The organism is Streptomyces sp. NPDC007189 (genome assembly GCF_040703635.1).
In the GTDB taxonomy this organism is placed as follows: domain Bacteria; phylum Actinomycetota; class Actinomycetes; order Streptomycetales; family Streptomycetaceae; genus Streptomyces.
Genome location: NZ_JBEYEY010000036.1, coordinates 1 through 15083 on the forward strand (window position 1 = coordinate 1; position 15083 = coordinate 15083).

Annotated in this window: 15 protein-coding genes; 7 read left to right on the top strand and 8 right to left on the bottom strand. The window is 71.5% G+C overall.

Features of this window, described 5'->3' with window-relative positions:
- Positions 1–555, bottom strand: a 555-nt coding sequence (locus AB0950_RS38470; RefSeq protein ID WP_366780586.1) for a transposase, incomplete at its 3' end; no start/stop codon positions are given.
- A 217-nt stretch (positions 556–772) separates the two neighbouring features.
- Here AB0950_RS38470 and AB0950_RS38475 point away from each other — a divergent pair.
- Both AB0950_RS38475 and AB0950_RS38480 read left to right on the top strand, forming a co-directional pair.
- On the top strand, positions 773–1498 hold the full coding sequence (locus AB0950_RS38475; protein ID WP_360160799.1) for an alpha/beta hydrolase: 726 nt from the start codon (positions 773–775) through the stop codon (positions 1496–1498).
- A 155-nt stretch (positions 1499–1653) separates the two neighbouring features.
- Entirely contained in the window at positions 1654–1983 is a 330-nt protein-coding gene (locus AB0950_RS38480; protein WP_360160801.1) for a nuclear transport factor 2 family protein, read from the top strand.
- A 3-nt stretch (positions 1984–1986) separates the two neighbouring features.
- Here AB0950_RS38480 and AB0950_RS38485 read toward each other — a convergent pair whose 3' ends face one another.
- From AB0950_RS38485 to AB0950_RS38495, 3 genes are all read right to left on the bottom strand, one after another.
- Positions 1987–2994: a DMT family transporter gene (locus AB0950_RS38485; RefSeq protein ID WP_360575688.1), complete on the bottom strand. Its 1008-nt coding sequence runs from the start codon at positions 2992–2994 to the stop codon at positions 1987–1989.
- Between the two features lie 166 nt (positions 2995–3160).
- Positions 3161–4960, bottom strand: coding sequence for an FAD-dependent monooxygenase (locus AB0950_RS38490; protein ID WP_366780587.1), 1800 nt, complete (start codon positions 4958–4960; stop codon positions 3161–3163).
- 17 nt (positions 4961–4977) lie between these two features.
- On the bottom strand, positions 4978–6906 hold the full coding sequence (locus tag AB0950_RS38495; protein WP_366780588.1) for a maleylacetate reductase and hydroxyquinol 1,2-dioxygenase domain-containing protein: 1929 nt from the start codon (positions 6904–6906) through the stop codon (positions 4978–4980).
- Between the two features lie 521 nt (positions 6907–7427).
- On the opposite strand from AB0950_RS38495, the gene AB0950_RS38500 reads away from it, so the two are divergent.
- From AB0950_RS38500 to AB0950_RS38510, 3 genes are all read left to right on the top strand, one after another.
- Positions 7428–7940 carry a diguanylate cyclase gene (locus AB0950_RS38500; protein ID WP_366780589.1) on the top strand — a complete coding sequence of 171 codons (513 nt, stop codon included), beginning with the start codon at positions 7428–7430 and terminating at the stop codon, positions 7938–7940.
- A gap of 23 nt (positions 7941–7963) precedes the next feature.
- Positions 7964–9319 carry an MFS transporter gene (locus AB0950_RS38505; RefSeq protein ID WP_366780590.1) on the top strand — a complete coding sequence of 452 codons (1356 nt, stop codon included), beginning with the start codon at positions 7964–7966 and terminating at the stop codon, positions 9317–9319.
- A 107-nt stretch (positions 9320–9426) separates the two neighbouring features.
- A complete protein-coding gene (locus AB0950_RS38510; RefSeq protein ID WP_366780591.1) occupies positions 9427–9651 on the top strand; it encodes a hypothetical protein in 225 nt (74 codons plus the stop codon).
- Positions 9652–9730: 79 nt separating this feature from the next.
- Here AB0950_RS38510 and AB0950_RS38515 read toward each other — a convergent pair whose 3' ends face one another.
- The 3 genes from AB0950_RS38515 to AB0950_RS38525 form a co-directional block, all read right to left on the bottom strand.
- Complete coding sequence (locus AB0950_RS38515; RefSeq protein WP_360160815.1) at positions 9731–10366, bottom strand: TetR-like C-terminal domain-containing protein; 636 nt, start codon at positions 10364–10366, stop codon at positions 9731–9733.
- Positions 10367–10493: 127 nt separating this feature from the next.
- A complete protein-coding gene (locus AB0950_RS38520) occupies positions 10494–11393 on the bottom strand; it encodes an SDR family oxidoreductase (protein WP_366780592.1) in 900 nt (299 codons plus the stop codon).
- 84 nt (positions 11394–11477) lie between these two features.
- Positions 11478–12221: an SDR family oxidoreductase gene (locus AB0950_RS38525; protein ID WP_366780593.1), complete on the bottom strand. Its 744-nt coding sequence runs from the start codon at positions 12219–12221 to the stop codon at positions 11478–11480.
- Positions 12222–12579: 358 nt separating this feature from the next.
- Between AB0950_RS38525 and AB0950_RS38530 the strand changes: the two genes are divergently transcribed.
- The gene (locus AB0950_RS38530) at positions 12580–13320 is read left to right on the top strand and encodes an NAD(P)H-binding protein (RefSeq protein ID WP_360575695.1); all 741 of its coding nucleotides are present in this window, start codon (positions 12580–12582) and stop codon (positions 13318–13320) included.
- Positions 13321–13343: 23 nt separating this feature from the next.
- Here the strand turns inward: AB0950_RS38530 and sigJ are convergent, their stop codons facing one another.
- Positions 13344–14258: an RNA polymerase sigma factor SigJ gene (gene sigJ / locus AB0950_RS38535; protein WP_360575696.1), complete on the bottom strand. Its 915-nt coding sequence runs from the start codon at positions 14256–14258 to the stop codon at positions 13344–13346.
- A gap of 179 nt (positions 14259–14437) precedes the next feature.
- Here sigJ and AB0950_RS38540 point away from each other — a divergent pair, with 179 nt between their 5' ends.
- Positions 14438–14848 (top strand): cupin domain-containing protein, encoded by a 411-nt coding sequence (locus AB0950_RS38540; RefSeq protein WP_360575697.1) that lies wholly within the window; start codon positions 14438–14440, stop codon positions 14846–14848.
- Positions 14849–15083 lie beyond the last annotated feature (235 nt).

A 15083-nucleotide genomic window follows, 5' to 3' on the forward strand; every position in this document is an offset into this window, starting at 1 on the left:
CCCGCGGTCCACACCCACCGCCGTACCCGGCATCGCGTGCCGGTCGGGGGTGACCGCGCCGTCGTCCACGAGGAACGACACGAACCAGTGGCCGCCTTTGCGGGACACGGTGGCAGAGCGGATCTCCCCGCCCAGCGGGCGCGACCACCGGAACGTGACCCAGCCCAGCTTCGGTAGTTTCGCCCGACCCCACTTCCGGCCCAGCCGCTCCACGGTGATCTGCTTGGCGTCCGGGAAGCGGAACGAAGGGGCCCATCGGGCCTTTGACCGCCAGCGGACCTTGAACGTGCCGTGATCCCGGCACGCCCGGTCCAGGTCCTTGAGGGTCTGCTGGAGGATGTGCGACGGCGCGGCCTTCAACCACTCGTGCTCACGCTTGGCCTGAGCCAGCTCCTTGCACTGCGGCGCGTAGTTCATCCAACCGCCGCGCCGCCGATACTGGCGTCGCTGCTCCAGGCCGGTGTTCCACACCGCCCGGCACACGTTCGCGAACACCTCGCACTGCTCGCCCTGTACGGCCGTCAGCTCAAGCCGGTACCTGCGGCCCGACAGCATGGAACACCCCCCTTCAGCTGATGCGATCAACATAGTGCAGGCCACTGACAACGCAGTGAACTCCGCCGCTTCGCGGCTCCGGCACGAGGATGAGCTGACGCCGCCCCAAAGGACGGGGCTTGCGCTCAAGAGATCCGGTCAGCCCATTGCCGTGGACTGTTTCATTACATACAGTCTCTGTAATTTAACCATCCCGCTCGATGTCCCAGGAGACGCCTTGGCGGAGACCTATGTCCTCATTTCCGGCGCCTGCCACAGCGGCTGGACCTGGCGCCTGGTTGCCGAACGGCTGCGCGCCGCCGGCCACCGGGTACTGGCGCCGGACCTGCCCGGTCTCGCCGACGGCGACGCCCCCCGGAAGCACAGCCTGGCCGAAGTCGGCGACTTCATCGTCGACCTCGTCGAGCAGCGCGATCTCCGGGACGTCACCCTGGTCGGGCACAGCTGGGGCGGTTATCCGCTCACCGCGGCGGCCCCGCGCCTGGCGCCGCGGCTGCGCAAGCTCGTCTACTGGAGTGCCTTCGTCCCGGCGGAGGGGCGGTCCATGATGGACGAGATCCCGCCGCACTACGCGGAGATGTTCCGGCAGATCGCCACGGCGTCCGGCAACGACAGCATCGTCTTCCCCTACGAGGTCTTCGCGGCCGGCTTCATGCAGGACGCCGACGAGAGCGCCCAGCGCCTCGTACACGGGCTTCTGGTGCCGCATCCCCTGCGCTACTTCACCGAGACGGTCACGCCCCTGGACCCCGCCGCGCTCGGCATCCCCGCCTCGTACGTCATCGGCAGCGAGGACCTGGCCCTGCCGCCGGAGGAGTACGGGTGGACGCCCCGCTACCCTCAGCGGCTCGGCCCCGGTACACCCGTCATCGGGTTCTCCGGCAGTCATGAAGCCCAGTTCACGCGGCCCGACGAGCTGGCCGCCGCGCTCCTCGATGCATAGGGTCCCGGCCACTCACCGCTCGCTCCCGGCGCGGCCGCCGGACGGGGGCAGGTCGTGCGGCCCCGCGTGCCCCTGCCCGTCTGTCCTGTGCCGTGCGATAACGGGCCGGCGCAGAAGAATCCCTCTCGAGCGCCACCTCACCGCAAGGAGATACCGTGCCCGCAGCCGACCTCCCCGCCGCCATCGGCGCCTTTGTCGACGCCACCAACCGCGCCGACAGCGAGGCCTTCGCCGCCGCCTTCACCGAGGACGCCCATCTGTACGACTACGGGCGCGAGTTCCACGGCCGCGACGGCGTGCTCGACTGGGACCGCACCGACAACATCGGGGTCCAGGCCCACTTCGACGTGATCGACGCGACGGCCGGACTGGAGGAGGACAGCTACGCCGTCACGCTCAAGGTGACCAGCAACCGGTACAACGGCACGGGTCCGATGACCTTCCGCCTGCGCGACGGACTCATCGCCGACCTGCGCATCGGCTGACGGTCAGGCGGCCGCCCGGTCCTGCGCCGCGGCGGACTCCGTCCGGTCCCGCGCCGCGGCGCTCCCCGAACGAGGCTGCCGTGCCGTCCTTCCGTCCCGGTCGTCCCCTACTGCTGCACCGTCGCCCCTGCCCCGCTTCGGTGCCTCCTCCTCGGCGTTCAGACAGCCCGCGAGGCAGCGCGTCCGGGAGAGAGCGACAACGCCGGAAGTGAGCAGAGCGAAACCGAGCAGCGCCGACAGGAGCCATGGTCCCGTACGGGGCTGCTCGTCGTAGAGCGTCATGCCCAGCACCACTCCGGCCACCGCGTCGGTGAGGACCAGCGCGGGCTGCGAGGCGATGAGCGGACCCGCCTGCATGGCCGTGCCCAGCACGAACAGGGACGTGCCGCCGATCACGGCGAAGCCGTACGTCTGCCACGACAGCAGGAACGCCCGCACCCCCTGGTCTTCGAGGACGCCCATGGACGACTTCATCAGCGCCGCGGCGAGCGCGTTGCCGAGGGCCGCGCCGACGGCGAGACCGGCCGCTCGTGCCGGGCCGAAGGAGCGGCGCAGGGCGGCAAGCACCAGGGCGGCGCCCAGGGCACCCGTGACGGCGAGGGCCGGCGCCCACCACAGGCCCGGCACCCGGTCCCGTCCCCCGGAAGGGGCGAGGGAGAGAAGGAAGACGGCGAGCCCCACGGCGATCAACGCGACCGACGCCCATGAGGCGCGGGAGGGACGCACATGGAAGACCATGCCCCCGATCACGAGGGCCAGCGGAAGTTCCAGGACGAAGACCGGCTGCACCACGGCGAGCGAGCCGGAGCCCAGGGCGGCGGCCTGCAGGATCGCCGACAGCGTCACGCCGACGATGCCGGCGAGCCAGACGGGGGTGCGCAGCAGGTCGGCCAGCAGTCCGAGGCGCAAGGAGGTCGACGCGGGCACGGTCAGGGCGGCCCGCCGTTGCAGCACCGTCCCGAGCGCGTTGCTGGTTGCCGCGAGGACGGCCAGGGCGACGGAGAGGGACATGACCGTACCGCTCCTTCCTCCTCGGACCGGGTCACGTGCCGTGCACTGACAACAGAGGCCGCCGGCGTCGCATTCCGCGACGCGGCCGGAGCCGTCTGCGGACCACGACGCCGGAAGTGCCGTGACCGTCCCCGAGTGGGCACCACCACGGCACCCTTCCGTCCGCCTACGCCCTGTCGTCCCGCTCGGTCGGCGTCTCGCGCGCCAGGACGTGGCGGAGCGCGCCGAGCAGTTCCCCGTACGCCGCCTCGTCGGACCCTGCTGCGGTGGCGCGGCGCCAGGCGATGTGTCCGTCCGGGCGCACCAGCAGCACGCCGTCCTCGGCGATCTCGCAGACGCGGCTCCACTCGCCGTAGGCGTCGCGGTGGTCCTCGTCACCGACGCGCACCACGCGCAGGGGTACGCCGAGGGTGTCCGCGCAGGCGCGTGCGGCGCTGTCCCACACGCCGCCGGACAGGCCGGTCAGCACGGTCAGGACGCCGTGGCCCACGACGTCGAGCGTGGAGAGGCGGTCGCCCCGCGCGTCCACGAGCCACGCGTGCGGCAGTTTGGCGCCCGGGCGGGTCGTCGGCACGTGCACCAATTCGTGGTCGACGTCCCATACTTCGGCGGGGCTGTCGTCGGGGAGCACCGCGGAGGAGACGTAGCGCTGGTTCATCTCCACGCCGTGCGCGTTGAATTCGTAGTTCTTCAGCTGGATGGCCTCTTCCAGCAGCCGCCTCTTCTTGGCGCCCTCGGGTGTGCGGGCGCGTATCGCCGCGATGCCGTCGGCGATGGCCTGCGCGTCGCTGCCGCCGCCGACGCCGAGCACCTCGAAGATCGGCCCGAACTGGTCGCGGCTGAGGTTGGCCCGCTCGACGATCTGCCGCCCGACGGGGGCGCGTTCGGCCGTGTAGGTCTCGAGCAGCGCGGGTCCGGCCTCGCCGCGGATCACCATGGCCAGTTTCCAGGCGAGGTTGTACGCGTCCTGGATGGAGGTGTTGGAGCCGAGTCCGTTGGACGGCGGATGACGGTGCACGGCGTCGCCGGCGCAGAAGACGCGGCCGGAGGAGTACTCCTCGGCGTAGGCGTGGTTGACGGTCCACAGCGAGGTGGAGGTGATCTCCACCGGCAGGCCGGGGTCGCCGACCAGGTCGCGCACGATCTTGCGCGCGCTGTCCTCGTCGACCTGCGGCGGCGGCTGCTCTATGTCGTAGCCCCACACCAGTAGCCACTCGTTCCAGGGGCGGACCATGCGGACCAGTCCCATGCCGATGCCGCCGGTGTCCGCGCCGGGCTGGAGCACCCAGTACAGGACGCTCGGGCGGTGGGCGCAGTACCGGGTGAGGTCGGCCTTGAAGACGATGTTCATGCTGCCGGCCTTGGCCATGCGGCCGGCGAAGGGCAGGCCCAGTTGCTCGGCGACGGCACTGCGTCCCCCGTCGGCGCCGATCAGGTAGCGGGCTCGTACGGTGAACTCGTCGCCGCGGACGCGGTCGCGCAGCAGCGCGGTGACGCCGTCGTCGTCCTGGTCGAAGCGGAGGAACTCGGTGTCGAAGCGCACCTTGGCCCCGCGGGCCGCCGCGTTGCCGACGAGGACGGGTTCCAGGTAGGTCTGCGGCAGGTCGATCATCTCGCAGGGGCTCTTGGCGGCGTACTCGGTGGCCGTCGCGGGACCGGTGCCCCAGCTGCGGATGCGGCCGATCTCGTCGCCGGTGAGGGCCGTGCACAGCACCGTGTCGCCCATCAGGTGCGAGGGACTCCCGGAGGCCAGTGCCTCGGCCTCGACGCCGAGGTCGCGCAGCACCTCCATGGTGCGCTGGTTGGTGATGTGGGCCCGGGGGGTGTCGGCGAGCCAGCCGTACTTCGTCACCAGCAGGGTGCGGATGCCGTAGGTGGCCAGCAGCAGGGCGGCCGAGCCGCCTGCGGGGCCGCTGCCGACGACGAGGACGTCGGTGTCGTGGTCGTGCGGGTCGGGGGTCGTCACGGGTGGGCGCTCCTCGGTCATCCGGCCAGGGGGGCGAGGCGGAAGGTGTAGTCGAGCCGGCGCCACTCGCCGTCGACGGGGCGGCCGTCGGGAGCGGGTCCGGACTGCGGGGTGAAGTCGACGACGAGTGCGTCCTTGACGCCGAAGACGGTGTCGCTGTCGAGGTACGCCCCGCCGGCCACGAACAGCTGGGTGACGAGCCGGCGATGGCCGGGCGCGTCGAACATGAAGTGCAGGTGGGGCGCCCGGTAGGGGTGGCGTCCGACCGCCTCGAGCATCTGCCCGACCGGGCCGTCGGCGGGGATCGGGTAGTGCGAGGGCAGGATGGACCAGAAGGTGATCCGGCCGTCGCCGTCGCTGCGGAGCCGGGCGCGCAGCACCGGCCCGTCCAGGTCGGGGAGCTGCACGTCGTAGAAGCCGTCCTCGTTGGACTGCCACACGTCCACCACCGCGTCCTGCAGCGGACGGCCGGCCGTGTCGGTGACCCGCACGTCCACCCACAGCGGGGTGCCGTGCAGCCCGCCGGAGATGTCGCTGCCGAGGGGCGTCTCGGGCGGGCCCGCCACGTAGAAGGGTCCGAGCACCGCGGAGGGCGTGGTGTCGGGCGTGCGGGAGTTGGTGAGCAGGTCGACGGCGCTGGAGATGCCGAGCGTGTCCGACAGCAGCACGAACTCCTGCCGGGTCGGGGTGCAGATCTGTCCGGTGCGGGTGAGGAAGTCGACGGCGTACTGCCACTCGGCGTCGGTGACGTCGTTGGCGGCGACGAAGGCGTGCAGGCGGCGGACGAGGTCGGTCATCAGCGTGCGGACCCGGGGGTCGGGGGTCCGCGCGAAGCTGGCCACCACGTCCTCGCTGAGCCGGGCGAGCGCGGCCTCGGTGGAGGGCGGCCCCTCGGGACGGCTGCCGCGCCAGGCGCCGGCCAGCAGTGCGGCGATGCCGTCGAAGGTCAGCTCGCGCGGGTTCGGGTACGGCGTCGCGACGGCCAGGTCGGCCGCGCGGGCAAGGTCGGACTCCGCCATGCCGAGACCGCGCAGCGAGGTGGGGCCGCCGAGGGACGCGACCAGGTCGTACACGCCGCTCGGGGCGTCGGGTACGCCCAGGGCGTCGGCGATGCGGCGCATGGCCTCGGGAGCGGCGGGCGCGTTGTAGGCCATGGCGTGCGGCAGGACGACGGTGTGCGTCTCGGCGTGCGGCAGGCCGAAGCTGCCGCCGAGGGTGTGGCACAGCTTGTGGTGCAGGCCCATGCCGACGGTGGCCAGGCAGGTTCCGGCGAGCCAGGCCGCGTGCAGCAGGTCGGCCCGGGCCTCCGGGTCGGCCGGGTCGGCGGCCAGCCGGGGCAGCGCCCGCCCGATGCGGGAGACGGCGTCGAGTGCCTGCTGGTCGGTGACCGGGTTGGCGTCGGCCGCGTACAGGGCCTCGACGGCGTGGGCGAGGGCGTTGATCCCACTCGTGACCGTCATGGGCAGCGGCAGGGTGAGGGTGAGGTCGACGTCGTAGACGACGGTCTCGGGCAGGATCGCCGGGGACGACCGGGTGACCTTGCGCCCGTCGCGGGTTTCGCCCAGCACGGGGGTCACCTCGGAGCCGGCGTAGGTGGTCGGCAGGATCACCTGGGGCAGGTCGGTGCGTACGGCCAGTGCCTTGGCCAGGCCGGTGGTCGAGCCGCCGCCGACGGCCACGATCACGTCGGCCGCAGCCTCCTTGAGCACGTCGAGGGCGCGCCCGGTGACCTCGACGGGGGTGTGCATGGCGGCGCCGTCGAACTCCGCGACGACCAGGTCCCCGAGCACCTCGCGGACCCGCGCGGCGATGCCGGCCAGGGCCGGGCCGGCCAGCAGCAGGACGCGGGAGCAGCCGAGCCGCTCGACCTCCTCGGCGAGCCGGCCGACCGTGCCGGCTCCGAAGACGACCCGCGAGGGGCTGGATGAATAGACGAACGTCCGCATTGCGCTCTGCCTCCGCGTGTCATCGGGATCGGGGGTACGTCGGGCGCCGGGGTCACCGAGTATGCGGAGGGTGCGGGATGACGTCCTGCACGATTCGCGCGTGCGCTGCACGAAACGCGCATGGCGTCGCGGTGGTCGTGGGAGGGTCTCGGCGGGGTGCGGTGTCGACGGCGTCGCGTGCTCCTGCCCGTCGGGCACAGAGCGGCAACCCGGCCGACGCGGGCCGCCAGGTCACGGGTGGCGTGGGTCCTGGCACAGACGCCCCCGCCCGGCATCAGCGCCGGGCAGGCTCGCCTCCCGCCAACACCTCGGCGGGCCCGGCGACGTCCAGCGGCTCGACCCCATCCTGCACGAGGATCGCCACCCGATGCGCGCCGGCACTCACAAGCCCATCCCGAGGTGACCGGATTCGAGTGGTTCACGGCCGGACCGAGGCGGCGCCGGGGGCCGCGTGGTCGGCACCGTGGAGAGCGGACGCACGGGTCCGCTGGCAGCACATCGCATCGGAAAGCGCGGACATCATGACCGACACCATCGCAGGGGTGGAAATACCCGATACCACGGCCATCGCGGAGGCCACGGACTTTCTCAGGGAGAGGACGAATCCCCTGATCTTCCACCACTCGCGAAGGGTGCTTCTCTTGGGCTCCCTCAACGCGCGCAAGTTCCTCCTGGACCGCGGATTCTCCGAGGGCGCCGCCGAGTTGGTCTGGAGGGCGATCGCACTGCACACGACGCCGGGAATTCCCGGCCGGATGGAACCCGAGGTCGCCGTCACGAACTACGGCGGGCTGACCGACGCGATCGGCTGCAGGCTGGACCGGCTGGAAGGCGACCGGCTGGACGAGATCGTCACCGATCATCCTCGCGACGATTTCGAGAAGGAACTCCTGCAGGCATTCGTCGACGGCCTCAAGGACCGCCCGGACACCACCTACGGGACCGTCAACGCGGACGTCCTCGAACACTTCGTCACCGGCTTCGGCCGCGGGTCCCTGGTGGAGCGCGTCCTCGGCGCTCCCTGGCCGCGGTGACCGGCGGAAGCCAGGACCGGCCGATGCCCTCGTCACGTTCTCGCCGTACGCCTCCTCGGCTGAGCCGGCGCGCCGCCTTCGGCGTGCTCGCGGTCACCACCGTCGTGCTGATGGCGACCGCGAGCGCGCCCTCCCCGATCTACCCCCTGTACCGGCAACGCTGGGGATTCTCGGTGACCCTGCTGACGGTCGTCTTCGCCGTGTACGTCGTGGGGCTCCTCGGAGCCCTTCTGGTCATGGGACCGGCGAGCGACCGCCTCGGTCGCCGTCCCGTGCTGCTCGCCGCGCTGCTGCTGGCCGCGGCCAGCACCGCCATCTTCTGGACGGCCGACGGTGTCGCGTCGCTGGTCGTCGCACGGACCGTGCAGGGCGTCGCCACCGGAACCGCGGTCGGAGCGCTGGCCGCGGGGCTGGTGGACCTCTCGCCGCGGCGCCCGCACGCGGGGACCACGGTGACCGCGGTCGGGACGAGTGTGGGCCTGGCGGCCGGCGCCGCGGTGGTGGGACTGCTGGTCGAGTCGGTGGCCCGCCCGGACACGTACGTCTTCTCAGTCCTCACCTGCGTCTTCCTGCTCCTGACGGTGGCAGTGTGGTACATCCCCGAGACCGCGGCACCGGCGCCGGGCGGGCCGCCCCGGTTCCGCCCGAGCGTGCGGATCCCGCCCGGCTCCCGGCACCGGTTCCTGGCCGCCGTACCCGCTCTGGTGGCGGGCTGGTCCGTCACGGGTCTGTTCCTCGCCCTCACCCCCTCCGTGGTCACCGGTGTGCTCCACGTCGGCTGGCGCGCCGCGGGCGGCATGGACATCGCCGCGCTGTTCCTGGCGGGCGGCCTGGGCGGTATGTGGTCCGCCCGGTACACGGTGCGGCGGGCCACGCTGCTGGGCGGGGTCCTCCTCACCCTCGGATCGGCCGGGCTCGCCGTGGCCATCACGCTGCCGTCCCCGTACGTCTACGCTTGCGGGACGGTCGTGGCGGGCCTCGGCGTCGGTTTGACGTACAACGGCAACCTCAGCGCCATCGGCCAGGTCACCACCGCGCAGTCACGCTCCGGGGTCTTCTCGGCCGTGTACGTCGTGAGCTATGCGGCGCTGAGTCTTCCCGCCCTCGCGGCCGGCCTCCTCGCACCGGTCTGGGGCTTGAGGACCACGAGCCTCCTCTACGTCGGGTTCGTCGGGTCACTGTCGCTGATCACGCTGGTCCGCGCGGCCGGGTCACCTGCCGATCGCCCCGTCCATCGCGGCGCCGCATCTCCGGGAGGTGCCGGCACCCCCACCGTCCCGACCGGTCGTACCGCCACGACGAGAACGGCCAAGGCAGCCGACGTGTGTCGCTCGCCCTCGGGCAAAGACGGCCCCACGTCCACGTCGCACGGCCACTGACGTGGTGATGCACCGCCGTCTGCCCCGACTCGCCGCGCTGTACCTGACGCCAGGCACTGCGGAGAACTCGTAAAACGATCTTGGAGCGAGAATGGCGAGGTACACCGATGGAGCAGCAGCTTCACGAGCCCGGCTACGTTCAGAGTCAGCTGACCGGTGTGTTCCGCCACGGTCCCGTCGCGCACGAGCCTGCCGACTGGCTGGCATGGCAGAAGTGGACCGCGACGGAAGTCACGACCGTGACGGAAGAAGGCCGCAAGGAAGCCCGCACATTCGCGCGCCCCGGCGCCAACGACGTCTGGCTTTTCGCGGGTGCTCGACAGGGAGACTGATCTGCGACAGCCGGCCGGGGAGCGCCGCGCGGAACCAGTGCCCTCGGCGCTTGCCGCGGTCGCCGCCGCCCGGGCGGCCTCAGCGGCTCGGCGGTGTCGCGCTCGACGGGGTGATCCCGTCGATCAGGTTGGAGACCAGCGCGGTGATGAACGCGTCGGTCACCGGCTCGTCCGGGATGAGCAACCGGTGGTACACGGCACCCCACAGTTGGTCGACGACGACCTGGACGTCGACGTCCTCCCGGATCTGGCCCTGCTCCTGGGCGCGCATCAGACGCTCGCCGGCGAGGCGGCGCCGTTCGCTCGAGTACAGGGAACGGAAGGCCACGGCCAGGTCCTCGTCGGTCTGGGACTGGCCGATCAGTTCGGTCACCACCCGCCCGGCCGGAGTCGCGGTCATGACGCGTGCGAAGGCGCGCAGCTGACTCAGCAGATCGGCGCGGATGTCCCCGGTGTCCTCGAACGCCAGAGTCTGCTCGACGGCGTGGAAGTAGCCGTCCAGGGCCAGGGCACCCTTGGACGGCCACCACTTGTACAGCGTCGTCTTGCTGACACCGGACAGGCGGGCCACCCGCTCGAAGGTGAGATCGGTGATCCCCTCCCCCAGGAGGATCTCCCCGACCACGCGGAAGACGTCCGCGCGGACCTCGTCGGCGGGCCGGCGGCCGCGCCCGCGGGCCGGGCGCCCGGCCACGCCCTCGGCCTGCTTCGTCACGATGTCTCTCCTTCGCTCCTTCGAACCGGATCAGTGTAGGAAGCCACGCGGACATCACGCCTTCCCCGCAGCCGGTCAACCGTTCCTCGGGTCGGCGGGCCGGGACGCCGGTGCGGCCGGGCCGGGCTCAGGACCGGGTCTCCTTGACCCCGAGGAGTTCGCCGAAGCCGAGACGGGTGACGAACTCTTCCTGGGCGCGGCGCAGCACCTCGTTGACTTCCTCGACGCCGGCCTGACTGAAGTCGACGACGGTGCGGAAGGGCCGGGTGCCGTGCGGGAGGGCCAGTACACGGGTGATCTCCTCGGCCACGGCCCGGGGGTGGGCGTCGACGCCGGGCGGGAACAGTCCTTCCGTGGCCTGCTCGTTGCGCGCCACCATCGGATCCAGCTCGGCGTACGCGCGCGTGCGCTCGCTGTCGCCCGCGTGGCCGGCGTTGGGGAAGTGTTCGGTGCCCTGGGTGAAGGGGCCCGGCATCACGATGGTGGTCTCGATGCCGAACTGGCCGACCTCGTAGGCGGTGACCTGGGCCAGCGCGTCGGCGGCGAACTTCGACGCCACATAGGGGCCCAGGAAGGGCGGCACCACGACCGAGGTGGTGCTGCCGACGTAGACCAGGGTGCCCGAGCGACGCGACCGCATGTGCGGGAGGGCGGCCCGGTTGACGCGCTGGATGCCGACCGCGTTGATGTCGAGGAGGCGGTGGATGTCCTCGGGGGTGAACGCCTCGACGTAACCGACGTAGAGGTGTCCGGCGTTGTGGACGACCGTGTCGAGCCGTCCGGCGTCGTCGAGGACGGTGGCGACGGCCGCGTCGGCCGAGGAGTCGGACTGCACGTCGAGTTCGACGACGCGGATGTCCTGTCCCTGGCTGCGCCCGAGTTCGAGGAGTTCCTCGGCGCGGCCGGAGTTACGGCCGTGGATGTCGCGCATGCTGGCGTAGACGGTGTGGCCGGCGGCGGCGAGCGCTCGGGCGGTGAGGTTGCCGATGCCGGTGGCGGCGCCGGTGATGAGAACGACCGATGTCATGGCTTTTCCTGTCCGGATGTCGGTTTCGGGACAGCGCTCGGCGCTGTCGGTGCTTCGGCGGCGGTGTTGCTTCGCCGGCCTGCGTCAGGCGAGGCCGCCGTTGGAGTAGAGGACCTGCCCGTTGAACCAGCGGGCGGGGCCGGCGAGGAAGGCGACGGACTCGGCGATGTCCCGCGGCTCGCCCAGGCGCTCCAGCGGGGCGGCCTTGGCGAAGCGGGCGATCGCCTCCTCGTCCTTGCCCTCAAGGAACAGCGGGGTGGCGACCGGGCCGGGGGCGACCGTGTTGACGGTGATGTCCCGGCCGCGCAGTTCCCGGGCAAGAATCAGGGTGATGCTCTCGACGGCCGCCTTGCTCGCCACGTAGGCGCCGTACGTCGGGAGCTGGGTGCGGGTGACGGACGTGGACACGTTGATGATCGCGCCGCCCCGGCGGACCCGGCGGGCGGCCTGCTGGGAGACGACGAAGGTGCCGCGGATGTTGGTGCGGTGCATGCGGTCGAGGTCGTCCAGGTTCAGCTCGGCGATCGGCGCGAGCACCATGATCCCGGCGGTGTTGACCACCACGTCGATGCCGCCGAACGCCGTCTCGACGGCGTCGAACGCGGCCTGCATCTGCTGCTCGTCGGCGACGTCACCGCCCACCGCGAGGGCCTGACCGCCGGATGAGGCGATCTTCTCGACGAGAGCTTCGGCCTTGGCCTTGTTCCCGGCGTAGTGCACGGCGACGGCGAAGCCGTCCGCGGCGAGCCGCTCGACGACGGCCTGGCCGATGCCGCCGGTAGCGCCGGTGACGAGTGCGACGCGCGGGGTGGTGAGAGAGGTGCTCATGGTCTTCCTCCACTGAATGTGAACGCTGAGTCCATATAAGCACAATATGAACGCACCGTCCACATGTCCGAAGTGGTTTCGCGGTCGCAGCGATCAGGCCTCGCTCGCCGGGCTCGGTGGCCAGGTGCACGGCGACGCTGCCGTCCCAGCCGGAGAAGCGGTCGGTTCCAGAGGCGAAGGACGCGCCGAAGCCGGAGGCCGGCACCAGGACCGACCGGCCCGCCCACCTCAGGGCGTCGAGCTCGGCTGTCACAGACCTGGCTGCTGCCCTGTCTTGTTGATGTGCGCGTTGACGCACCGGGCCGGCGAGGTGTCGCCGGAATCCGTCAGGAAGCTGAATCAACGAACGGAGACAGTGATGAAGATCGTGGTCGTCGGCGGTACGGGGCTCATCGGCTCACAGGTGGTCGCGCTGCTGCGCGACAGCGGTCACGAGGCCGTGGCTGCCGCTCCCTCCACGGGCGTCGACACCCTCACCGGTGAGGGCCTGGCACAGGCTCTCACGGGCGCGGACGTGGTCGTGGACGTGCCCAACTCCCCCTCCTTCGATCCGGAGCCGGCGCTGGACTTCTTCACCCGCTCGGAGCGGAACCTGACCGGGGCCGAAAAGGAGGCAGGTATCCGCCACCACGTCGTGCTCTCCATCGTCGGCGTCGACCAGGTGCCCGACTACGGCTACTACCGGGCCAAAGTCGCCCAGGAGGAAGCCGTGCGGAACAGCGGCGTTCCCTACAGCATCGTGCGCGCCACCCAGTTCTTCGAGTTCATCGCCCCGGTGATGGACATGACCACCGAGGGCACGGAGGTGCACCTGCCCTCCCTGCGGCTGCGCCCGATGGCCTCCGCCGACGTCGCCGCCGCCCTCGCCGACGCGGCGCTGGGCGAGCCGTCGTACGGCGTCCGCGACATCGCGGGCCCCGAGATCGAGCGGCTCGACCGGCTCGGTGAGATCACCCTGGCGGCGAAGCCGGACGGCCGCTCCATCGTCACCGACGAGGCCGCGAGCCCGTTCGCGGGCATGCCCGACGGGGTTCTCCTCGGGGACGACACGGCCCACCTCGCGTCCACCCGCTACGAGGACTGGCTGAAGAAGAGCTGACCGGTCCCCCGTCGTCAGAGCGACTACGTGTGTCCCGTGGGCCTGCGAGCCGACCGCTCGTAGGCCCTCAGCTTGTCGGGCGCCAGGACCCAGTACAGCCCGTCTATACCGTCCGGTCCCACGGTGACGCTCACCAGAGCGACCGTGACCCCCTCCTGGACGATCAGCAGGCTGGGCCGGCCGTTCGCCTCGGCCACGCCGTACTCGGCCCCGGGGAAGAACTTCTTCGCGAAGGCGCTGACCCTGGCCACGCGCTCGGCTCCCACGATCTCCACCCGTGCCACGCCGCGCATGCCGTTCCCGTCCGCGTAGGCGACGGCGTCCGCCGACAGCACGCTCTCGAGCGCGGCCACGTCACCGTGCTGCGCGGCGGCGACGAAGGCCTCGACCAGCCGTCGGTGCTGCGCCGCCTCGACGGGTTCCCGGCGCTCGGCGGACAGCCGCTTACGGGCCCGGCTGAGGATCTGCCGCGTATTGGCCTGGCTCAACTGGAGCATGCCCGCGATCTCGTCGTACGCGTAGCCGAACGCCTCCCGCAGCACGTAGGCCGCCCGTTCCACGGGGTTCAGCTTCTGAAGAACGAGCAGCACGGCCAGCTCCAGGGCCTCGCCGCGCTCCGCGCCGATCTGCGGATCCACACTGGTGTCCACGGGCTCCGGCAGCCACGGCCCCACGTACGCCTCACGGCGAACCCGCGCCGACTGAGCCACGTTGATCGCCAGACGCGTAGTGATCTTCGCCAGGAACGCACCGGGATCCCGCACCGCGCTCCGGTCGGCGCCCTGCCAGCGCGGCCACACGTCCTGCACCACGTCCTCAGCCTCGGACACGCTGCCCAGGATGCGGTAGGCGATACCGAACAGCTGTGGACGCACTCGCTCGAACACGTTCGTCGCTTCGTCGAGGGAGTCGTCGGTGAGCTGCTGTTGCTCATCCATGGTGCCGATGCCTCCGCAGGTCAACCGTCGTGCCCCCAGGCGGGCGTACCTCCGGCGCGAGGACGGCCCGCCTGCTGCGATCCTACGGCCGCTGCATCTCCGCCTTCACCGCGCCGGGCTGTCACAAACGGGGAGGCCGTCTTGTCCTTCCTGTGGACAGTCCCTGTTTGGAGGAGAACATGAGCGCTGAGCACGCACACCTGCCCCCGGGCGTCGAGGTGATCGCGGCCCTGCCGGAAGCGGCGGCTCGGATCCCGGCCGGCGCCGAGGCCAGGACCATCCGGGTCACCCTGCCATCCGGTGACCCCGGTGCGCCGCCGCACCGGCACCCCGGGCCGGTCTTCGGCTACGTGACCCAGGGCGAGATCCTCTTCGAGTTGGAGGGGCAGCCGCCCCGGGTGCTCAAAGCCGGTGACGCCCTGTTCGAGCCAGGGGGCGACGTGATCCACTACCAGGGCGCCAACAACCTCCCGGACGCGCAGTCACAGCTGGTGGTGACCATGTTCGCGCCGCCGGGTACCCCGGTTCTGACCGTGGTCGGCGCAGAGGAGCTGGCCGAACGACGACACCTACGGGTTACCCGGCCCTGATCACGGCCAGAATTGGAAGTTCGCGTTCTCGAAGCCGACATACAGACAGACGACGGTGGCGGCCCAGGGCGCCTAGGAGGGCCGCCGCCGGCCACCCAGACGCCGGCGCTCTTCGCGGATCAGGCCGTCGGACTCCACGCAGCCCGCAGCGACACCGCAATGATGCCCGACCCCGCCACCGCCGTGCCCTGTGCTGACAGCAGCACCCTCTGGGCCCGCCGCTGACATGGCGCTG